The sequence below is a fragment of the Ensifer sp. SL37 genome (assembly GCF_026672675.1).
Classification (GTDB): domain Bacteria; phylum Pseudomonadota; class Alphaproteobacteria; order Rhizobiales; family Rhizobiaceae; genus Ensifer; species Ensifer adhaerens.
In genome coordinates this window covers 1524896-1543509 of the sequence record NZ_JAPPRN010000001.1, presented here as the reverse complement: position 1 = coordinate 1543509, position 18614 = coordinate 1524896, and the positions used below count along the sequence as shown (strand labels likewise).

Below are 18614 nucleotides of genomic sequence, written 5' to 3'. Positions count from 1 at the left end.
CGTGCTTAGCCCGCTGGAAAGCGGATGGTCACCTTGAGGCCGCGGCCGTCAGCCCCCTCGCTGAGGCTGGTCGTCGCGCCGTAAAGCTCGGCAATTTCTTCGACGATCGGCAGCCCGAGCCCTGAGCCGGGCGCGTCACTGCCGCCACGCTCGAAACGCCTGAGCACCGTCTCGTGCAATTCCGGCCGAATGCCGGGTCCGTTATCCTCCACCTCCAGCGACACCGAAACCTCCCGCGCAAAGACACGGCTCGTCACTTCCGCACCGCGGCCGGCATAAAGCAGCGCGTTGCCGATCAGGTTCTTGAGGAGTTCACCGATGAGCAACGGCTCGGCGCGGATGAAAGCCTCACCCTCACCGTCAAAGCCGAGATCGATATCCGCGTCTCCAGCCGCCGGCACATGCTCTGCCGTTATCTCCCGCACCAGTTCGACCAAATCGATGCGCTCGAGCGAACCGGTTTCGTCCTTGCCGGCAGCGTCGATCTTCGCCATCAGCAGCAACTGCCCCAGAATGCGCTCGGCATTGGCGACCGCCTCGTCGGCCTTTTTCACAGCACTTCTCGTCTCCTCGATCGAGCCGGCGCGTTGCGCCAGGGCGAGTTGCGTGCGGATGATGGCGAGCGGCGTGCGCAGCTGGTGGCTGGCATTGCCGGTGAAATTGCGAAGCGCATCGAGCGCCGACTGCAAGCGCCCCATGAAGGAATTGACCGTATCGACGAGACCCTGGACTTCGTTCGGAACCCGCTCGCCGATCGGATGCAAATCGTCCGGACTGCGCTCCGAGATCGCGTCACCCAGCCTGTAGAGCGGGCGCAAGGAAAAGGTAACGGCGATCCAGACGATCACCGCCGCACCGGCAATCATCATGCCGAGGCGGAGCGCCGAGCGCACCAAGATCGTCTGCGCCAGATGTCGGCGCGCGATTGTCGTTTCGGCAACCGTGACCACGAAGGGCACGGAATTGATGCCGGTTGACGCGGAGCGGCGAAGGGCGGCAATGCGGATCGGTTCGCCGCGGAAGATCGAATCCGCAAATGTGGTCGATGCGCCGGGCTCCTCCGCCAGCGACGGCAGCGTCTGGTAGCCGGTGATGAACTGGCCGGGCGGGCCGTCGACCCGGTAGAACACCCGGTCCTGCGCGGCCGACGTCAGCATTTCCAGCGCGACATAGGGGATGTCGACTTCGAGCGACCCGTCTTCCGCCACGACCACGCGCTCGGCGATTGCCAGCGCCGAGCCGGCAAGCACCCGATCGGAAACGACGTTGGCGGTCGTCACGGCCTCCCGATAGGTATCCGTCAGCGCGATGACCCCGATCACTACCGTCGAGATCAACAGCCAGCCAAGCAGGCGCCGGCGGAGGGAATAGACCGTCGTACTCATTCCGGCCCGGCCGCTTTGTCGAGATAGTAGCCGATGCCGCGGGCGGTGCGCACGGTCAGCCCATGCGGTGCGAGCCGCTTGCGCAGCCGGCTGACATATTGCTCGATCGCGTTGGAGCTCAAGTCGTCGTCGAAGCCTGTCAGCGACTGCATAATCGCATCCTTGGCGACCACCTTGCCGGCACGCATGAACAGAAGCTCGAGAAGTCCGAGCTCGCGCGCCGGGATCTCGATCGGCGCGCCGCCGGACGAGAAGCTGCGGGTGTTGAGATCGAGCGACACATTGCCGTAACTGACGGTCGAGGCCCTGAGGCCCGCCTGACGGCGCAAGAGCACGCGCACGCGCGCTTCGAGCTCGCCGACGTCGAAAGGTTTGATCATGTAGTCGTCGGCGCCGAGGTCGAGCCCCTTGATCCGCTCTTCGGGCGCGCCCCTTGCCGTCAGGATCAAGACCGCGGCGCGGTTCTGGCGAGCACGCATCGCCCTCAGCACATCGAGGCCATCCATTTCCGGCAGATTGAGATCGAGAATGACAAGATCGAACGTTTCGGTGGCGGCCACCGCATGCGCCGACGCACCGTCACTGACGACGTCAACGGCATAGCCACTGCCACGCAAGATCGCCGACAGGCCCTCGGCCAGGTCCTGGTTGTCCTCAACAAGCAAGATACGCAATTATCATCACTCCCCCGACCACCTTATCCGCCGACGCCTTGCTTGTGAACGGTGCGACACTGAGGCATTGTGGATTCATGCGGTTCTTGATTTCTTTTCTTTTTTTTGCTCTTTGTCCCCAGCTGCTCCTTGCGGCCCCCATCATATTCCCAGCTCTTTCCGGCAAAGCGGACGTGCGCACGCTGGTCGTCTATTCATCGCTCGACGAGCCGCTCGCAAAGCCGATGATCATCGGTTTCCAGCGGGCCAATCCGGATGTTGCCGTGCGCTATGAGGACATGCTGACCGGAGAAATCTACGACCGCATCATCAAGGAGACCGACGCCGGAATGAAGACGGCGGACTTCGCCTTTTCTTCCGCCATGGACCTGCAAGTCAAGCTCAGCAACGACGGTTACGCCCAGCGCAGCGACCTGCCGATGAGCGACCGCTGGCCCGCCTGGGCCAACTGGCGCAACACGGCTTATGCGCTGACCTTCGAGCCTGCCGTCTTCGTCTATCACAAGCCGAGCTTCACCAAGGAGAAACCGCCGTCGACGCGCGCGGAATTCGTCGATTACCTGAAGCGCCAGGGCGCGGCCGTCTTCGGCAGGATCGGAACCTATGACATCGAGCGGTCCGGCGTCGGCTTCCTCTTCATATCGCGCGACCAGGAACAGTTCGGCGATATCTGGGATGTCATCCAGGCGATGGGGGCGGCCGGCGTCAAACTCTACTCGACGAGCGAAGCAATCCTCGAGCGTGTCGCCGACGGCCGCTTCGTGCTCGGCTACAACATCCTCGGATCCTATGCGGCGGACTGGGCGGCACGGCATCCGGATGTCGGCATCGTTCTGCCGAAGGATTATACCGTGGTGATGTCGCGCATCGGCCTCGTCCCGCAAGCTGCCGCCTCCCCCGACCTCGGCCGGCGCTACCTTGAATTCTTCATGTCGAAGGAAGGCCAGACGATTATGGCCCGGGAGTTGCAAATCCCGGCCGTCAGCCCAGAGGTCGCGGGTGAAAATACCGCCAACACCATGCAGGAGATGCTTGGCGGCCAGTTGCGCCCCGTCCCGGTAAGCCCGGGACTGATGGTCTATCTCGATCAGGTAAAGCGCTCACGGCTGATTGCCAAATGGAACGAGGTTCTGAGGCTCCATTGAAGACGACGGACCGGAAGCGCGGCGCTCCCGGTCCGATCGCAAATCCCGCCAGCTTCAGGCTTAAGCCTTGTTCCGCGTACGCCCGGACCGTAGGGCCTGCGCGGAAAGGTTCAGTTCGACGGCAGCAAGCACCAACGCCTTCAACGCCTCTTCGTCGATCGCCTCGCCCTCGTGGATATCGATGGCGCGCCGGACATTGCCGTCAAGGCTGGAATTGAAAAGACCTGCCGGATCGTCGAGTGCTGCCCCCTTGGCGAAAGTCATTTTCACAACCGCTTTATAGGTCTCGCCGGTACAGATGATGCCGGCATGCTCCCAGACCGGGACGCCTCGCCATTTCCATTCCTCGACGACGTCAGGATCCGCTTCCTTGATCAGCTTGCGTATCTTCGCAAGCGTCGCACCGCGCCAGTCGCCAAGTTCCGCGATCCTCGCGTCAATCTGCCCGGAGGCAGAAGCGGCGGCTTCTGCCGCATCGTCGTTTTTCGCCTTGGTCGTCGCTTTTGCCATCGTATTTACTCTCCCATCATCCTTGCCGGAGCTCGCCTTCAGGCGGGGCCGGTGCAAACCGTCTTCGCCTTTGTCGGCGTTGCTCCTCATACCTAGGCTCGGGCCGGCTGGCGGCAATATCCGAGCAACGATTCGTGGTACCGTCGCGAAATCCGGTCGGGACCTGGCTCAATTTGAACGCCGGGAACCGGCAACATCGCCTGTCAGCGCATGCGAGAACCTAAAATTCCGTAAACGATGAGGCAGGATTTTCGCATTCGGGGCTTGATGTCAGCTAAATGTCAGCTTTCTATGGTGCCTTAAGGTCACTGGCACCCGTGGAGGCGGGCCGCCGGTTGCGTACTGGGAGGAAGCCACCAATCCGGTCAAGCGATAAGGGTCGAAAGAGCCCGTCGCCGTCTTCCCGTTCGCACACAGCAACAACGTGCGCGGTGAAAACGCGCCTCACGGAGGACTGACCTTGAAACATATTTTCCTCGCAACGATTCTCGCCGGTGCGATGTCTCTCCCGGCTGTTGCCGCTGATTACACGATCATTGCACCTGCAAACCCGGGCGGCGGCTGGGACCAGACGGCGCGTTCGCTGCAGACGGTCATGCAGCAGGAAGGCATCTCCGGCAACGTTCAGGTTCAGAACGTGCCGGGCGCCGGCGGCACCATCGGTCTCGCCCAGTTCGCAAGCCAGCAGAAGGGCAACCCGAACGCCCTGATCGTCGGCGGCTACGTCATGGTCGGTGCAATCCTCACCAACAAGTCCCCGGTCACTCTTAAGGACGTCACGCCGATCGCGCGTCTCACCGGCGAATACGAAGCGGTCGTCGTTCCGGCCTCGTCCGACATCAAGACCATGGGCGACCTCGTCGAAGCCCTGAAGAAGGATCCGGGCGCCGTGTCCTGGGCTGGCGGCTCGGCCGGCGGTACCGACCACATCGCCGTTGGCCTGATCGCCAAGGCCGCCGGCGTCGACCCGACTAAGATCAACTACATCGCCTATTCCGGCGGCGGTGAAGCGCTTGCTGCTATCCTCGGCAGCCAGGTTACCGCAGGTATCTCGGGCTACGGCGAGTTCGAATCGCAGGTCAAGGCCGGCACGCTCCGCCTGCTCGCCGTCTCCAGCGCCGAGCGCATTGCCGGCGTCGATGCTCCAACGCTGAAAGAATCGGGCGTTGACGTCGTCGTCGAGAACTGGCGCATGGTCGCAGCCGCTCCTGGCCTCTCGGACGAGCAGAAGGCCGCCGTTTCGGCCGATATCGAGAAGCTCGCGAAGTCCGCTGGCTGGCAGGAAGTCCTGAAGACCAAGGGCTGGCAGGACAGCTATCTCGCCGGCGATGCGTTCAAAGCCCAGCTCGACAAGGACGTTGCGGCGACCGAGGGCGTTCTCAAGGACATTGGACTGGTGAAATGATCAAGGGGCATCACCCTTCAACTGCAACGCGTCGCCCGGATCGGGCGGCGCTTTTCATCGCGGTGGTTCTCGCCGCTATCGCTGGACTCATTTTCTGGGATGTGTCGCGCCTGACGGGCGCTGCCGGCTACTCCCAGGTCGGGCCGACGACGGTCCCCTATGCGATCGCCTGCTGTCTTTTCGGCCTTGCGATCTGGACCGCGATCGAAGCGTTTCGCGGCGATTTTCCAGAGCGTGAGCACCAGGAAGTCGCTCCGGTTATCTGGATCGTCGGTGGTCTTGCCGCCCAGATGCTGCTGTTGAACATTGCAGGCTTCTCGATCGCCACCGGCATTCTGTTCGCGTTGACCGCACGCGGTTTCGGCAAGCGCAAGCTTTGGTTCTCGCTCCCCGTCGGCATTGCGATCTGCTTTGTCGTGTGGGTGATCTTCGCCAAGCTGTTGCTCCTGTCGCTGCCCGCGGGGCCGCTTGAACGCCTGTTCTTCTAAGAGGGCCGACGACCATGGCTACTTTTGAATTCCTGATGCAGGGATTGCTGGTTGCTGCGCAGCCAATGAACCTGCTCTACGCGCTGATCGGCGTAACGCTCGGCACGGCGGTCGGCGTCCTGCCCGGCATCGGCCCGGCACTGACCGTGGCGCTCCTGCTGCCGGTCACCTACCGTCTCGATCCCGGCGGCTCGCTGATCATGTTTGCCGGCATCTATTACGGCGGCATGTATGGCGGCTCGACCACGTCGATCCTGCTCAACACGCCCGGTGAAAGCGCCTCGATCGTGACTGCGCTCGAAGGCAACAAGATGGCGAGGGCGGGTCGCGGCGGGCCCGCACTGGCAACGGCCGCGATCGGCTCCTTCGTCGCCGGCCTGATCGCCACGCTTGCTCTTGCCTTCATCGCGCCTTACATCGTCAAGCTGGCCCTGGTTTTCGGTCCGCGCGAATATTTCGCGCTGATGGTTCTCGCCTTTGTCACCGTTTCCTCCGCCTTCGGCGACAGCACCCTTCGCGGTCTGACATCGCTGTTTGTCGGCCTGGCGCTTTCAGTCATCGGCATCGACCAACTGACCGGCCAGGCACGTCTTTCCTTTGGCGTTCCCGAATTGCTTGACGGCATCGAAGTCACGACGCTCGCCGTTGCCATGTTCGCCATCGGCGAGACGCTCTACATCGCTGCACAGGGCGACAAGGGGCCCGACAAGGTCGAGGCCGTCCGTGGCTCTGTATGGATGAATGCGGCCGACTGGGCACGCTCCTGGAAGGCGTGGCTGCGCGGTACCCTCATCGGCTTCCCGATCGGCGCCATGCCGGCTGGCGGCGCTGAGATCGGCACCTTCCTGTCCTACGCCACCGAAAAGCGTCTGACGAAGCATCCGGAAGAATTCGGCAATGGCGCGATCGAAGGCGTCGCCGGTCCGGAAGCGGCCAACAACGCCTCGGTACCGCTGGCACGCTCGTGCCGCTCCTGACGCTTGGCCTGCCGACCACGGCAACCGCGGCGATCATGCTTGCCGGCTTCCAGCAGTATGGCCTCCAGCCCGGACCGCTGCTGTTTGCGACCAATCCGCAGCTCGTCTGGGGCCTGATCGCCAGCCTTCTGATCGCCAACTTCATGTTGCTGGTTCTGAACCTGCCGCTCATCGGTCTTTGGGTGAAGCTGCTGACAGTTCCGAAGCCTTGGCTCTATGCCGGCATCCTGCTGTTTGCCACGCTCGGCACGATCGGGGCCAACCCGTCGGTCTACGAGCTCGGCATGTTGCTCGCCTTCGGCCTGCTCGGTTACGCGATGCGCATCTTTGGATATCCGATCGCGCCTGTCGTCGTCGGCCTGATCCTGGGCCCGCTCGCCGAACAGCAGCTGCGCCGCGCGCTCGCGATCAGCCAGGGGGATTACTCGGTCCTGTTCACCTCGCCGATTGCCGCAGGCCTCCTGATCATCGCAGCTGCAGCGCTGATCGTACCGCTCATCCTTCGGGCCCGTGGCCGCGGCGAAGTCCTTTCGCAGCTCGCCGCCAACGAAGACTAAGCCCCAATAACAATCGGGTCCGGAAACCCTTTCGGACCCGATCGACATAGCGCCTCCTCCCAAGGCCTATCCGAAGGCCCGGCCGGTTTGAAAACCGACCGGGCCTGCTTCCTTTGCATGGCTGGCCTGTCCGATTGTGCATTGCAATAAGACTGGCCAGACCCCATCTTTTGCTCATCAAAGAGAAAACGAAAGCGAGCAAGAAGATGGCTACCACAACTTATCACAAGGGTTTCATCGGTCGTGCATTCGCAGTTCTCGGCGCTGCTAGCGCTGCCGCCGCCGCTGTCGAAGGTCACCGCCGCCCGAAGGCAAGCGACCTGCGTACGCTGGGCATCGATCCGGCGAACTTCCCGGACACGCGCCGCGGCTAACATATTCCAGCGCCCCGAGGGGCGCCTTATCCTCCCAAGGATAGAACGGCTCGGGGTCGAGAGACCACCGAGCCGTTGTATTTTCCGGCAGCCGGCATCTTCAGCCCCCGGCACTTCATAGACCCGGCTCAAGAGGGCAGACGGTCCGACGCCCACTCGTCCCAAGTTGAAGCAGCGTGCTTTCGTTGCATGGCTGGGGTGCTTCATTGTGCATTGCAAAAAGACCGACAAGACCTCATCTTTATTTCATCGAAGAGAAAACGAAAGCGAGCAAGAAGATGACTACCACAACCTATCACAAGGGTTTCATCGGTCGTGCATTCGCAGTTCTCGGCGCTGCTAGCGCTGCCGCCGCCGCTGTCGAAGGTCACCGCCGCCCGAAACCTGCACACGCTGGGCATTGATCCGGCGAACTTCCCCGACACGCGCCGCGGCTAACAAATTCCAGCGCCCACGAGGGCGCCTTATCCTTCCAAGGATGATGAAGAACGGCTCGGGGTCGAGAGACCACCGGGCCGTTGCCATTATGGAAAAGCGCGTCCCTCCTCGTCGGGGTTCGTCGAACGCCGTCAACGCGTTGGCGGCGTATGTAGGACATCAACGAGGCGTCGCGCGACGTCGCCTCACTTCTTCGCGCGATAGATCAATACCGGTATCGTGGAGTGAGCCAGCACCTTGGCAGCTACGCTGCCGAGCATCAGGCTTCCGACGCCACTGCGACCATGGGACGCCATGATGATGAGATCGGCATCTTTGTATATCGCCTGGTCGCAGATTGCGCGGTAGACCTCGTGGCTGCGGACCTGCTCCGTCTGGCACTCCACGCCTTCCGCCGCAGCCTTGCGCGCTAAAGCCGCGAGCATTTCCGCGGCATGTTTGCTGGCCAGCGCCTCGTATTCGGTGCGCGTGCTCGACAACTGCTCGGGATCGACCGAATAGAGGTGGAATGGTTCGGTAACGGCAAGGATGTTCACTCGTGCGCTGACGTCCTTTGCAAAGGTTATGCCTGCATCGACAGCGATTGTTGCTAAGGGCGAGCCGTCGGTGGGTATAAGAATATTGCGAAACATGGGATCCTCCTCTTCCAAGCTCCAGAGGAAGCTTAGTGCGTGGAGAGGCCTATTCCTTTGATCCCGATCAACGTTCCGGATTTCAGCAGGGAGGCGAATACTTAGCGACCTTTGTCGAAGCGGAAAAAATGTCGCAGTCGCCGCCGCAGGATGACGGACCAAGGCACCTCGGCATTGATCGCCTGGTAGCCAGCTTGTGTCAGCGAGAATTCAACGCGACCGTCATCTACCTCTCTTCGCGTGATGTATTGCATGTTCAGGGCGCGAAAGACCGCCGGGTGCAGTTCCGGTGGCCAGTAGATTTCATCTCCCGGCACCCGATAGGCGCCCGCGTTATAGAGCTCCTCAAGCACGTTCCTTAAATCACTGGCCAGCATTGGATGTTTATCCCGTGCAGCGTGAGGTTTGGCAATGTGCGACACGACGACCTAAGGAGATAGGTCGTCGCTCCAGCACCATTCCTAAACATATGTTCGTCAATGGGCCCTGAAATAGATCTCGGTTACGCGAAACTGCCCATCGATGCGCTTGCATTGTACGATGACGTCAATAGCGATTTTCAAGAGTTCGCGAATGTCGGTGCGCTCCAGGTCTTGTCCGCCCTCTGATTCCTTCACAAGAAGCGTCAGCTGTTCAAACGCCAGTTTCGCGGAGTCAGCGTGCACCGTCGTGATCGAACCGGGATGCCCGGAGTTTACGTTGCGGATGTAGTAGAAGGCCGTCCCATCGCGCAGTTCCTGCAGTAGGATTCGATCGGGCCGCATGCGCAGACAGGATTCCAGGAGCTCCTTCACGCCGACTTTGGCGAGCCCCTGACCTCCCTTGGAATAGAACAAACAGGCGTGGTTCGGCTGATGGATCACGAGTTCCGGCGTGTCTTCGATAGAGATGACCCGCTCATCATACGGAATATGACGGATGAGTGCCTTGGAGAGCGTTGTCTTCCCCGACCCCGTCGCTCCTGAGATAACGATATTCTTCCGGGCCAGCACCGCCTGGCGAAGGAACTCGGCCCACGCGCCCGTCTGATGCAGATCGATGAGTTTCCGGTCCGTCGCACCGGCCATGTGACTGCCGGGCGCCATGTTAGTGAACAAGCCACCCTTCTCAAGGTCGTCGAGACTTAATGCGGCCGACGAGGGCTTTCGGATGGTGATACTGACCGTGTTCCGAGTGGTCGCAGGCGGGATGACGATCTGGATTCGCTCATTCCCCGGCAGTGTTGCCGACAGAATCGGCCGCGTTTCATCGATGGATTGATGGGAAAAACTGGCCACGACCCTGGCAATGCGCATTAGCTTTTCAAAGGATAGCTCCGGCAGATCATGGGTCCGCCATCCGCCGGAGCCTTCTGTCAGCACCTGCCCTGGCCTATTGACGATCACTTCGTAGAGCGAGGGGTCGTCAAGGTACGGCATGAACGGAGACAGCAGTTCACGAACGACCGTCGCATCAGGACCTTCGGTCATCGCCCGCACCTACTTCGTCACGCGCGTCGACCGCGGGCGGACATCTCCCAGCAACGCGCGGTCAAGGATTTTGTTTTTCGGCCCGATCACGCGCAACCCGTAAACACCGGAAAAATCGAGATCACGCGCGACGAAGATCGAGACAAGCTCGCCTTGGTTCTTATTGAGCGTTGGCGGAATGTTGATCGATTGCTCGACGGCGATGGCTGCCGCCTGCTGGCCTGCGTTTGTGGTGGTCTCAGCGTCGACGTCGCTGTTACGCAGGCGACTGTTCGCGTAGCTCGTGGCATCGCCGACGATGGACAGGAGAAGCGCACTCCCGAACCGCTCCCACCAGTGAGTGTCGACATAGCCATTCACGCCCGCCCGGCCGAGCGCATCCGTTGCCGGCGAAGCCAAGGTGACGATGACGCCGTTCGGGGTTTTCGCGCGGTTCCAGAGCACGAATAGGCGCTTCTGTCCTCGCTGGAGGCCGCCCCGATATTCGCCAACAACTTGCGTACCTTTCTCCATCAGGACAACCCGGCCATTGTCCGATAGAACATCTCGGTTGATTACGCAGCTGGTGAAGCCGGGTTGATCGGATGCCATGGCAGTTTCCAATACGCACGGAATTGACGATCCCATTGCAACTACGAAGTTCCGATTGCCGAGCGTGCCGGCGCGCGAGCCCTCAAGCCTGGTCGGCCGTAGCAGCCCGTTGAACCGCTGCTCGTCGGCGTTGGCCGAGTTCTGACCCATCATGCTTCCATCAAGCGGCACGAAATGGCTGTCCGCGGGCACCGCCGGATCCGCGGTCTCATGGTGCGACGTTGAGTTCTTCTGTCCACCGCTGAAGGCCATGACCGGCGCCCGGCGCGCCGAGTCGAGCAGCGGATCTTCGGCCTGCACCTCCTCTGCCGCGCGCGGGGTCGGCAGCTTCACTTCCGGCACGGCTTGGACCGGCTCCGTCTTTTCCTTGACCGGCTCGAAATTCGTCGTTTGCCGGATGACAACCCGCTCGGGTCTGGTTCGGTCCGTCGGAGTGTTCTCGCCGCTCATCGACCACAGGGCGAAAGCGATAAAGGTAACAACAGCCAGCGCAACCGCTCCGCGCTTCAAGCCAGGATTGCTGTCGATCCTTCCTCCGGGAACCGTTTCGGCGCGCTCCCCCGGTATCCGGTTTTCATCTTCCTCTTTCATGCCACCTCCTATTGCGCCGCGCCGGCTTCAGTCCGAACGACCCGCTCGACCGACGGCGAGGTCGTGTTGGTGTCCGGGTTGATACCGACGCGGTCATAGGCCTCGTTGAAGACGCAGAGCACGTCCCGTCCCCTCCGCAGGATGAACTTCCGACCAATCGCGTGGACCAGGACAAGATTGCCATCTACGGATTTCGGCACCAGGCTTTCACTACCGTCGGAGTTCTCGATGTAGATCGCGGGTATCTCCTGATTGGCGACGAAGGCAAATGTCGTGACCTTGCCATTGTCGTAGGCTGAGTGCGGCTCCAGCGCCTGGGAGCCTTGCGCCGAATAACGCCAATTCCGAGGACCGTGGGCCTCATGAATGGCCAGGACATTGTCGGCCTCCTTCGACTGAGCAGCGATCGCTCGCGCCGCCGCAGCTTGGCGGCGCCGCTCCGCTTCATCGGCCGGGTAGCGGTACTTGACGTAGAAGTAGGTGTTGTGACCCGCCTCCACTTTTCCGTCCCGCACCGTCAGTTCCATTTGGTAGCTTCGGGTCGAGCCGTCGCGCCGAGTGGAGACGACAGAGAGATTGGTGACGGGCTGATTTTCCCGCGGCTTGAGAAACAGGATGTTTCCTGCCGGCGCGACCTCCCAGGCTACACTGTTGCCGAGCGCAATATGGGCGATCTCCTCGTCGGCCGCCAACTCCACCTGCACCGAAGAACGCAATGAGCCGATGATGCGAGTGATGTTGTAGGGCTGGTAATCGACAAAGCGGACACGACTGTCCTGCGCCGCGCCGCGCGGAATTTCGAGTGCAAACACCGTGGAGGCGGACGCCGTAAGGAGGAGAGTAGCAATGAAAATGGTCCGCATCAGTTGATGGCCTCCGGATCGGCTCGATATTCGCTGACGGCAAAACCGAGAGGATTCACCAGCCGATCCGTCGACGACATCGGCGCGTTTGCATAGGAGAACGTCAGCGTCGCAACCCAATGGGTTGTCCGGACTTCTTCCCCGCGGGTGATGGTGCGCATGTAGCGGACGGAGACGACATGCGAATTTATCAGCGAGATCGAGGCGATGCTGATGCGTGCGGTGGCGCCGCGCCCATAGGTGTTCTGCGGCGACGCCGGATTGCTGCCGCGATAGAGGGCCGAAAACCGAGCCTGCTCCGGCTGCGTCGAGAGAAGCGCGACTGAGCGGAAGTTCTCCTCTGCCTCGCTCCAGACGTAGCCTTCGCGAGCGCGGACGTATTTCGCCGCGAAGTATTTCGTCACGGCCTCGTCATAGGTGCCGGGCGTCGACGTCAGCGCCGAGACGACATCAACGATACCTGTCGAATTGTCGACCCGCACGACAAACGGCTCGACCGATTTCAACGGCGTGAGGCCGGCAATGGCAAGGATTGAAGCGCCGGCGAGAATGCTTGCCGCGACGGCAATGGACCAGGCAACGCGTGAAGAGCGCTCGACCTGGAGCATGCGTTCCTGGTCGAAGCGCCGCGCCTTCTCAAAGTATGTCTTGAGTTCGTCGCCGGAGACCATCGCGTCAGCCCCCGCATGGACGATAGGAGGCGTCAACGTCGGACTGAGCAAAGGCGGAAGGTCCCCTGCCCTCTTCGACATAAGCGGTGGCGACGGACTGAGAGGTCGCCGGTCCCGCATAGGACTGTTTCCGTTTGACGTTGCTATTGTCTTCCCACTGCCACATCGAGCGATTGAGGGCGCGGCGCGAATAGCCATCGCAATTCGGGACCGGATAGGTCAGCGATGCGCAGCCGCTTAAGGCAGCCGCCATGCAGAGCAGCGGAAATGTTCTGATCATTCCTGAAGAGCCTTTTTCTTGTTCGTGCGAAAAGCGTCACAATCCCGAGCCCTTCGGGCTCAAGGTTCGACCAATGGCCCGGACACCGCGTCCGGCCGCACGGGCGGTATGGGACGCCGCCCAGGCGAGCGTGCTTTCGTGGGCGTCGCGTGCAGCGCCGTAGCCGTAGGTCAACGACGCGCCGCCGGCGGCAAGCGCCGAAGCGATGTTCGGAAGCTGATAGAAGACATAGAGGGCAGCGAGGCAGATGGCGCAGAGCGCGGTTGGACGCATCAGCACGTCGGTATATCCTTGAATTGCCGTGAAGGTCGTATCGATGCAGGTGATCAGCAGTGAGCCGACGGCGACGACGAGCACCTGGAGGATCACGAAGTTCGCAAGCTGTCCCAGCCACGCCTCGGTGAAGCGCCGCGTCGCCTGAAACATCGCCAGGGCCACGAAGATCGGACCGATGGCGAGCGCCAGCCGGGCATAGAGCGATACGATATAGCCAATCGCCGCGACGATGAAGCTCGCGCCAATGACCATCATGCCGCCGATGCCTGTCACGAAATCGACCGGCCAAGAGGAGCGGGCCCAGATCTCCTTGGCACACGCGTGCCCCTTATCGAGCAGGCTGTCGAAGGTTGAGGCACTTGGTGCTGCGCCGGTGTTCAACGCCTGCGAAATCTCACGCGGCAATCCCTCGAAGAAGATGTCGGTGACGTAGGTCTGGTATTCGTCGGCGTCCCTCACCAGCATCACGATGATGGCGAGCTTGATCGTCCGAAATGCGAAGTCGAGGATCGGTTCCTGGACCGAGCCGCGGAGCACGAGATAGCCGTAAAGCACGACATAGAGCGTGACCGCTGCCGTCAGGGGGCCCGAAATCCACTCTGAGATGTTCGAGGTCCCGTCGGAGACGAAGGTCTCCAGCGGAGCCTTGAACTGCTCGTCGACGAAGGCAAAGACCTGATACATGCCCTCAACCTCCAGGTGCCTTTCACATCCGCTTAAGACGGGCCTTGAAGTCTGCGGCCGCGGCGTTTTGGCAATTCGGGGTATTGCCTAATTCACCAGGGTTGTTGCGACACGTCGCGATGATTTCGGACAGCAGGGCCTCGTCGGCGATGAGTTCGTCGACAGTGTAGGTGCGCTCGGCTTGCTCGGAGCAGCTAACCAATAGGACAGCGAGAAGAACGACATGCCTCTTCATTGCAGTGCCGCCCCCATCGCGTCGAGGCGCCGGCGCCAGTCTTCCGCCTTGCGCTGCTCGTCAATTTGGGCCTGTGCCTGCTGGACCATTCGGAGGGCCTCCATGCGCAGTACATCGGTCTGGAGGAAAGCTGTTTCCGCCTGAAGTCGCGCCTGAAGGTCGGCTATGTCCTTGGCGTCAGCCGCCGTCGAAATCTTCTCGCGGAGTTGATCAATGCCATCGACGCGCTTGGCCGCGGCATCGTAGATATGCTGCGCTAGGCTCATCTGCCCGGCATTCTTGTTCTGAATGCGGGAAAGCTCCTGCGCGTAGAAGTCCTCTGCGCTGGTCCGATAGGTCGAATTACCCTCAAGGAATTTTGTGGCCGTATCGCCGAACACGCCCGTTCCGCTTCCCTTGAACAGTCCATCGATGACGTTAAAGTCCCCAGGCAGCGCCTTGCGGACGGCAGGATCGTTCAAGACGCCGGCAATATCCGCCATGTCGGTGATCTTGTTGAGCGAGCCGTAAAGCTGCTGCGCCTGCTCTATCTGCTGGTTGAGCGCATCAAGCTGGGCTTTCAGTTGGGCGATGCTCTCGAGGTGCTTGGCGATCGCGGTTCGGTCGATCACCGGGATCCCCTGCCCGGCTGCCGTGCCGGCGCAGAGAATGAGCGCCGCGGCTATTGCCGCGCCGTGAATTCGATAGGAAGCCATTAGCTCAATCTCCTTCTTTGCTGAAAAATCGGAAGCCAATCCGCGAGCCGGTCGCCGACTTCTGTGCGGATTGCATCGGCGAGTTCGACATTCGCGGTGCGGCCGGAGAGGATGGCAAGTTCGTCGTCGAAACCGCCGAGGTTCAGTTCGGCGACAACGCTATTGTGTCCTTGCTTCAATATGAATCGGCGGCTCTCGACGGAGAGCTCGCGTGCAATGAGTTCATACTCCCGCTCGGTGAGCTTGAAGCCGTCGACATAGTCGGCGTAGTTACTGCGGGAATTCGGTAGGAAGATCTGCGTCGGGCATTGCTCGATGATCGTATGAGCGATCGGCGATACGATCGCATCGCGCGGGCTCTGCGTAGCAAAGAGCATAAGTCCGTTCTGCTTGCGGATCGTCTTGAGCTTGTTCTGTGCGAGATCGCGAAACCCTTCATCCTGGAGCGCCTTCCAGAACTCATCGATAACGATGATGATGCGCCTGCCATCGATCAGTTGCTCGACGCGATGAAAGAGGTAGGCCATCAGCGGCGTGCGGATTTCCTCGTTGTCGAGGAAATCGGTCATGTCATAGCCGACGAATTTGCCGTCGAAGCCGATGTCCTCAATGATGTTATCGAACACCCAACCGAGCGCCCCCCCTCTCTCCCACCGCCGCAGTCGCGCGGCAATGCCTTCGGGATCGGCGTTGTTGAGGAAGGTCCTGAGCGCGCCGATCGTCCGGCGCTCCACCGGCAAGTCGGCAAGGCCGTCGATGGCGACGGCGATATCGCGGAGTTCGGTCACCGTCAGTTCCCGTGTTGCCGAGCCGACAAGCCTGCCGACCCAGCGCGTCAGAAACACCTTGTTGTCCGGCGTCGGTTCCAGTGCCTTCAGGGGAGCGCACCCGGTCGGGGCACCATTCTTCAGCGGCAGATAGGTGCCGCCGGCGGCGCGCACGTAGAGATCAGATCCCCTGTCCTTATCGAAAAACACAACATGCGGGTCATGTTTCTCCAGCTGCGACAGCATGAAGTTCAAAAGCACGGTCTTGCCGGCACCGGACGGTCCGCACACGAAAGTGTTGCCGAGATCGCCATAATGGAAATTGAAGTAGTACGGTGACCCCGACGCCGTCTTGAGAAGAGCGACGGCAGGTCCCCATTCATTGCCGTGCTTCCGACCGATCGGGTAGGAGTGGAATGGTGCGAGCGCCGCGAAGTTGCGCGACGTGATCGCGCCGGACCGGGCGCGATAGCGGAAGTTTCCTGGCAGTTGCGCCCACCAGGCCGCCTCGAGGCCGAGATCCTCGCGAGCGACGACGGCGGCTCCACTGGTCAGGCCGGCGCGCGCCTTGGAGAGATTGTCGGTCAGTTCCTTCACCGATGGGGCAAAGACGGAAAGCGTCAGGTGGTGCTCGCCTAGCACGAACCGATTGGACTCCAGATCGTCCATCGCCCCATCAAGTTCCTCGATCTGTGAGGCCGCCTTGTCCCCACTGCTAACCATCTGGTTTTGCTTGCGGCCCATGATCACGCGGGCGTCCGCCTTCGAGACGAAGGAGAAGGATTGCGTCAGGATCAGTTCGAAGGGACTAGTGAGCACACCGTCGAGCATGCCGGTCCGAGTTCTGGCCGGATATTCCTTAAAACTCAGCATGCCGGCAAAGCGGCTTTCGGCCTCGTGCCGGATCTCGACTGTCTCGCGGCCGACAATGACACGATCCGAGTAGATCGCCGAGGCGATACGCCCCTCCGTCAGCGGGACCGGCTCCCGACGGCCGCCGACGAACTGATGCAGCACTTCGCTCGGCTCCGAGAACAACAGGCCGTTACGTTCGTAGAGGCACAGCACGCGCGGTTCGAAGCGTTTCAACGCCGCTGTGACATCGATGACCTTGTCGCGGAGCTGCTTGAGGGCTTCCTCGTCGAGTTCGGCCCCGGCCTGACGTGCCCGACGCAAGCGCGCCAGCAGCCTTGCCGCCTTGTCGGACGGATCGCGGGCCGGAGACCACAGGATCGTCAGATAGAGGTCGTTGCGAAACAGGTCCTCCCCAACCATGCGCGCGCGATACTTATCATTGAGCGCCGCCGAGAAAGGTGTGGTGAACGTGCCTTCCGGATAGCTGTTGTCGCGACGGCGGATGAGATGTGTCCACAAGGCAAGCCGCTCGTCGGCGATGTTCCGATAGAGCGTGTTGAGGTCCCTATGGAGAGCATTCAGGTCGAGAACATCCGCGGTCTCGAAAGAGACGCCTTCGAGCGCGATCATTACCATCAGCGCCCGGGAATCGAGCGCGATCGTCGACACGTCGACATGGCGGACATAGGGGATGAAGGTCTCCGGACCGAGTTCGCGAGATCTAAGTGTGGTCAGGCTAGGCAAATCCGAGGTCCCTTTCATCGTATTTCCGGGCGAGCTTCAGGGGACTAAGCGTCGCTCCGCCCCAAAAGGCGCTGTTGCGCGACCGGCCGCGTGTGTCCACCCAAGCCAGCAAGATGCGGAACATGTTGTGGTCGTGCTTGACGAGCGCGCGGAAAATGAGGTGAAAGACGACGCCAACAGCCAAGTAGGCGATCGAGCCGGCGACGATGTAAAGAATGGTCGTCAGCATGATGTTCATGCCCATGGCTTCCATCGTCACGCCGGCGATCATCGCCGGCCGGGTGCAAGCGATGAACAGCGTGTCTTCCTCAAGGATTGGCCGAAAACTCGCCATGGCGTCAGCTTCCGACGATGGTGTTCACAAGTTCGGTAGCGCCGAAGATGCCGCCAATGCCGATGATCCAGAACCCTGCGCGCCTCAGATCCATGTAGCCGAACATCCAGGCTATGCAGATCACGATGATCGCGATGACGGCCAGAAGCTTGGCGATGTTGCCTGTAAGCATTTCGACGATGTTCTGCAGCACGGTTTCGATGCCGGCCGCCTGCGCGAAGGCAGGTTCGACCGTGGATGCCAAGATGGCCGTTGCCATTACGGCGGATGCGGCGATCGGGCGGATACGGGCGCTGAAAGTCATTCACTCTCCTCCATATGACTGTTCTGAAACACGAGGACGGAGGACCTCCGTCTCGATCTGAAAACGTCCCAGGACGGCACCGACGCCGTTTGATCGGCAAGGGCCTCGTCCTTGCGTGCATCGCCGATCGCCTCGACAAGAGGCGCTTCGTTGAGCTCCCTCTCCCGTCCATCATCTTCGATCATGAGCGTCGTGATGGTGCTGGCGAGCCGGCTTTCTTCCTGGCGGACCTGCTCATCGTACCTGACCATCGCGCCGACAGATGGATCGTTTCGTCCGTAGTAGGAGTGCAGCATCACCTGTTCGGCCCGGCTCGGGTCCGCGCCCGCTTTCACCGCCAGCCGGTAGTACCCATCGAGAAGGGTCGCCGTGGCCCGAAGGTTGCGGCATGGGTCGAAGGCATCTGAAATCGAAAGATTGAGCTTGCGGAGTTCTTCCATGCCGATGCCGCCGAGGCCGAGCTGTATGTCGTGCCGCTCGGCTGCCAATGACGTGGCGATTGCGATCGCCTTCACCTTGGTTGTGGGCTGCACCGAGAGTGTCGCGCCGCTGTTGACCCGGATGGCGAAGGGTTCGAACCGGCTTTCAAGGCTGACGATGGCGGCGAGCGTCTCGCTTGCAATTGTGGGTGCGCACGTTTGCGCCAAATCGAGGAAAGCAACAGGCATGC

General features: G+C 61.3%; 22 protein-coding genes and 1 pseudogene. 6 read left to right on the top strand and 17 right to left on the bottom strand.

Features of this window, described 5'->3' with window-relative positions; genetic code table 11:
* Positions 1 to 5 precede the first annotated feature (5 nt).
* Together OVA00_RS06995 and OVA00_RS06990 are read right to left on the bottom strand one after the other, a co-directional pair.
* Complete coding sequence (locus OVA00_RS06995; RefSeq protein WP_268088409.1) at positions 6 to 1385, bottom strand: sensor histidine kinase; 1380 nt, start codon at positions 1383 to 1385, stop codon at positions 6 to 8.
* Positions 1382 to 2059: a response regulator transcription factor gene (locus OVA00_RS06990; protein WP_034800583.1), complete on the bottom strand. Its 678-nt coding sequence runs from the start codon at positions 2057 to 2059 to the stop codon at positions 1382 to 1384. Before OVA00_RS06990 ends, OVA00_RS06995 begins: the two co-directional genes overlap by 4 nt.
* Before the next feature lie 77 nt (positions 2060 to 2136).
* Between OVA00_RS06990 and OVA00_RS06985 the strand changes: the two genes are divergently transcribed.
* Complete coding sequence (locus OVA00_RS06985) at positions 2137 to 3204, top strand: ABC transporter substrate-binding protein (protein ID WP_268088408.1); 1068 nt, start codon at positions 2137 to 2139, stop codon at positions 3202 to 3204.
* Positions 3205 to 3264: 60 nt separating this feature from the next.
* On the opposite strand, the gene OVA00_RS06980 is transcribed toward OVA00_RS06985, so the two are convergent.
* Positions 3265 to 3714, bottom strand: a complete 450-nt coding sequence (locus OVA00_RS06980; RefSeq protein ID WP_034800579.1) for a DUF1801 domain-containing protein — start codon at positions 3712 to 3714, stop codon at positions 3265 to 3267.
* A 460-nt stretch (positions 3715 to 4174) separates the two neighbouring features.
* Between OVA00_RS06980 and OVA00_RS06975 the strand changes: the two genes are divergently transcribed.
* The 5 genes and pseudogenes from OVA00_RS06975 (at position 4175) to OVA00_RS06955 (ending at position 7953) form a co-directional block, all read left to right on the top strand.
* Positions 4175 to 5119 (top strand): Bug family tripartite tricarboxylate transporter substrate binding protein, encoded by a 945-nt coding sequence (locus tag OVA00_RS06975; RefSeq protein WP_034800577.1) that lies wholly within the window; start codon positions 4175 to 4177, stop codon positions 5117 to 5119.
* Complete coding sequence (locus OVA00_RS06970) at positions 5116 to 5607, top strand: tripartite tricarboxylate transporter TctB family protein (RefSeq protein WP_034800575.1); 492 nt, start codon at positions 5116 to 5118, stop codon at positions 5605 to 5607. The genes OVA00_RS06975 and OVA00_RS06970 overlap by 4 nt, the downstream gene beginning before the upstream one ends.
* Before the next feature lie 14 nt (positions 5608 to 5621).
* Positions 5622 to 7141: pseudogene (locus OVA00_RS06965) on the top strand (tripartite tricarboxylate transporter permease).
* 206 nt (positions 7142 to 7347) lie between these two features.
* The gene (locus tag OVA00_RS06960) at positions 7348 to 7515 is read left to right on the top strand and encodes a hypothetical protein (RefSeq protein WP_089045897.1); all 168 of its coding nucleotides are present in this window, start codon (positions 7348 to 7350) and stop codon (positions 7513 to 7515) included.
* Between the two features lie 315 nt (positions 7516 to 7830).
* Entirely contained in the window at positions 7831 to 7953 is a 123-nt protein-coding gene (locus OVA00_RS06955) for a hypothetical protein (RefSeq protein ID WP_268088516.1), read from the top strand.
* Positions 7954 to 8138: 185 nt separating this feature from the next.
* On the opposite strand, the gene OVA00_RS06950 is transcribed toward OVA00_RS06955, so the two are convergent.
* The 14 genes from OVA00_RS06950 to OVA00_RS06885 all read right to left on the bottom strand — a co-directional run bounded on the left by OVA00_RS06950 (position 8139) and on the right by OVA00_RS06885 (position 18612).
* Positions 8139 to 8585 (bottom strand): universal stress protein, encoded by a 447-nt coding sequence (locus tag OVA00_RS06950; protein ID WP_268088406.1) that lies wholly within the window; start codon positions 8583 to 8585, stop codon positions 8139 to 8141.
* 101 nt (positions 8586 to 8686) lie between these two features.
* The gene (locus OVA00_RS06945; protein WP_060643727.1) at positions 8687 to 8962 is read right to left on the bottom strand and encodes a hypothetical protein; all 276 of its coding nucleotides are present in this window, start codon (positions 8960 to 8962) and stop codon (positions 8687 to 8689) included.
* 99 nt (positions 8963 to 9061) lie between these two features.
* Complete coding sequence (gene virB11 / locus OVA00_RS06940; RefSeq protein WP_268088405.1) at positions 9062 to 10054, bottom strand: P-type DNA transfer ATPase VirB11; 993 nt, start codon at positions 10052 to 10054, stop codon at positions 9062 to 9064.
* A 9-nt stretch (positions 10055 to 10063) separates the two neighbouring features.
* A complete protein-coding gene (virB10, locus tag OVA00_RS06935; RefSeq protein ID WP_268088404.1) occupies positions 10064 to 11236 on the bottom strand; it encodes a type IV secretion system protein VirB10 in 1173 nt (390 codons plus the stop codon).
* 8 nt (positions 11237 to 11244) lie between these two features.
* The gene (gene virB9, locus OVA00_RS06930; protein ID WP_192358992.1) at positions 11245 to 12099 is read right to left on the bottom strand and encodes a P-type conjugative transfer protein VirB9; all 855 of its coding nucleotides are present in this window, start codon (positions 12097 to 12099) and stop codon (positions 11245 to 11247) included.
* Positions 12099 to 12770 carry a virB8 family protein gene (locus tag OVA00_RS06925; RefSeq protein WP_090427451.1) on the bottom strand — a complete coding sequence of 224 codons (672 nt, stop codon included), beginning with the start codon at positions 12768 to 12770 and terminating at the stop codon, positions 12099 to 12101. Before OVA00_RS06925 ends, virB9 begins: the two co-directional genes overlap by 1 nt.
* Before the next feature lie 4 nt (positions 12771 to 12774).
* Positions 12775 to 13050 (bottom strand): hypothetical protein, encoded by a 276-nt coding sequence (locus OVA00_RS06920; RefSeq protein WP_112772549.1) that lies wholly within the window; start codon positions 13048 to 13050, stop codon positions 12775 to 12777.
* 36 nt (positions 13051 to 13086) lie between these two features.
* Positions 13087 to 14010, bottom strand: a complete 924-nt coding sequence (locus OVA00_RS06915; RefSeq protein WP_268088403.1) for a type IV secretion system protein — start codon at positions 14008 to 14010, stop codon at positions 13087 to 13089.
* Positions 14011 to 14032: 22 nt separating this feature from the next.
* On the bottom strand, positions 14033 to 14245 hold the full coding sequence (locus OVA00_RS06910) for an EexN family lipoprotein (protein ID WP_034800549.1): 213 nt from the start codon (positions 14243 to 14245) through the stop codon (positions 14033 to 14035).
* The gene (gene virB5 / locus OVA00_RS06905; protein ID WP_127890663.1) at positions 14242 to 14940 is read right to left on the bottom strand and encodes a P-type DNA transfer protein VirB5; all 699 of its coding nucleotides are present in this window, start codon (positions 14938 to 14940) and stop codon (positions 14242 to 14244) included. Before virB5 ends, OVA00_RS06910 begins: the two co-directional genes overlap by 4 nt.
* Positions 14940 to 17324, bottom strand: a complete 2385-nt coding sequence (locus OVA00_RS06900; protein WP_268088402.1) for a VirB4 family type IV secretion/conjugal transfer ATPase — start codon at positions 17322 to 17324, stop codon at positions 14940 to 14942. Before OVA00_RS06900 ends, virB5 begins: the two co-directional genes overlap by 1 nt.
* On the bottom strand, positions 17299 to 17640 hold the full coding sequence (locus OVA00_RS06895; RefSeq protein WP_060529680.1) for a type IV secretion system protein VirB3: 342 nt from the start codon (positions 17638 to 17640) through the stop codon (positions 17299 to 17301). Before OVA00_RS06895 ends, OVA00_RS06900 begins: the two co-directional genes overlap by 26 nt.
* 4 nt (positions 17641 to 17644) lie before the next feature.
* Complete coding sequence (locus OVA00_RS06890; protein WP_268088401.1) at positions 17645 to 17944, bottom strand: TrbC/VirB2 family protein; 300 nt, start codon at positions 17942 to 17944, stop codon at positions 17645 to 17647.
* On the bottom strand, positions 17941 to 18612 hold the full coding sequence (locus OVA00_RS06885; protein WP_268088400.1) for a lytic transglycosylase domain-containing protein: 672 nt from the start codon (positions 18610 to 18612) through the stop codon (positions 17941 to 17943). The genes OVA00_RS06890 and OVA00_RS06885 overlap by 4 nt, the downstream gene beginning before the upstream one ends.
* Positions 18613 to 18614 lie beyond the last annotated feature (2 nt).

What these genes read in the sequence shown, in the direction of transcription:
- OVA00_RS06995 (WP_268088409.1), bottom strand. Translation starts at nt 1,385, where the DNA reads ATGAGTACGACGGTCTATTCCCTCCGCCGGCGCCTGCTTGGCTGGCTG.
- OVA00_RS06985 (WP_268088408.1), top strand. Translation starts at nt 2,137, where the DNA reads ATGCGGTTCTTGATTTCTTTTCTTTTTTTTGCTCTTTGTCCCCAGCTG.
- OVA00_RS06980 (WP_034800579.1), bottom strand. Translation starts at nt 3,714, where the DNA reads ATGGCAAAAGCGACGACCAAGGCGAAAAACGACGATGCGGCAGAAGCC.
- OVA00_RS06970 (WP_034800575.1), top strand. Translation starts at nt 5,116, where the DNA reads ATGATCAAGGGGCATCACCCTTCAACTGCAACGCGTCGCCCGGATCGG.
- OVA00_RS06960 (WP_089045897.1), top strand. Translation starts at nt 7,348, where the DNA reads ATGGCTACCACAACTTATCACAAGGGTTTCATCGGTCGTGCATTCGCA.
- OVA00_RS06950 (WP_268088406.1), bottom strand. Translation starts at nt 8,585, where the DNA reads ATGTTTCGCAATATTCTTATACCCACCGACGGCTCGCCCTTAGCAACA.
- OVA00_RS06945 (WP_060643727.1), bottom strand. Translation starts at nt 8,962, where the DNA reads ATGCTGGCCAGTGATTTAAGGAACGTGCTTGAGGAGCTCTATAACGCG.
- virB11 (WP_268088405.1), bottom strand. Translation starts at nt 10,054, where the DNA reads ATGACCGAAGGTCCTGATGCGACGGTCGTTCGTGAACTGCTGTCTCCG.
- virB10 (WP_268088404.1), bottom strand. Translation starts at nt 11,236, where the DNA reads ATGAAAGAGGAAGATGAAAACCGGATACCGGGGGAGCGCGCCGAAACG.
- virB9 (WP_192358992.1), bottom strand. Translation starts at nt 12,099, where the DNA reads ATGCGGACCATTTTCATTGCTACTCTCCTCCTTACGGCGTCCGCCTCC.
- OVA00_RS06925 (WP_090427451.1), bottom strand. Translation starts at nt 12,770, where the DNA reads ATGGTCTCCGGCGACGAACTCAAGACATACTTTGAGAAGGCGCGGCGC.
- OVA00_RS06920 (WP_112772549.1), bottom strand. Translation starts at nt 13,050, where the DNA reads ATGATCAGAACATTTCCGCTGCTCTGCATGGCGGCTGCCTTAAGCGGC.
- OVA00_RS06915 (WP_268088403.1), bottom strand. Translation starts at nt 14,010, where the DNA reads ATGTATCAGGTCTTTGCCTTCGTCGACGAGCAGTTCAAGGCTCCGCTG.
- OVA00_RS06910 (WP_034800549.1), bottom strand. Translation starts at nt 14,245, where the DNA reads ATGAAGAGGCATGTCGTTCTTCTCGCTGTCCTATTGGTTAGCTGCTCC.
- virB5 (WP_127890663.1), bottom strand. Translation starts at nt 14,940, where the DNA reads ATGGCTTCCTATCGAATTCACGGCGCGGCAATAGCCGCGGCGCTCATT.
- OVA00_RS06900 (WP_268088402.1), bottom strand. Translation starts at nt 17,324, where the DNA reads ATGAAAGGGACCTCGGATTTGCCTAGCCTGACCACACTTAGATCTCGC.
- OVA00_RS06895 (WP_060529680.1), bottom strand. Translation starts at nt 17,640, where the DNA reads ATGGCGAGTTTTCGGCCAATCCTTGAGGAAGACACGCTGTTCATCGCT.
- OVA00_RS06890 (WP_268088401.1), bottom strand. Translation starts at nt 17,944, where the DNA reads ATGACTTTCAGCGCCCGTATCCGCCCGATCGCCGCATCCGCCGTAATG.
- OVA00_RS06885 (WP_268088400.1), bottom strand. Translation starts at nt 18,612, where the DNA reads ATGCCTGTTGCTTTCCTCGATTTGGCGCAAACGTGCGCACCCACAATT.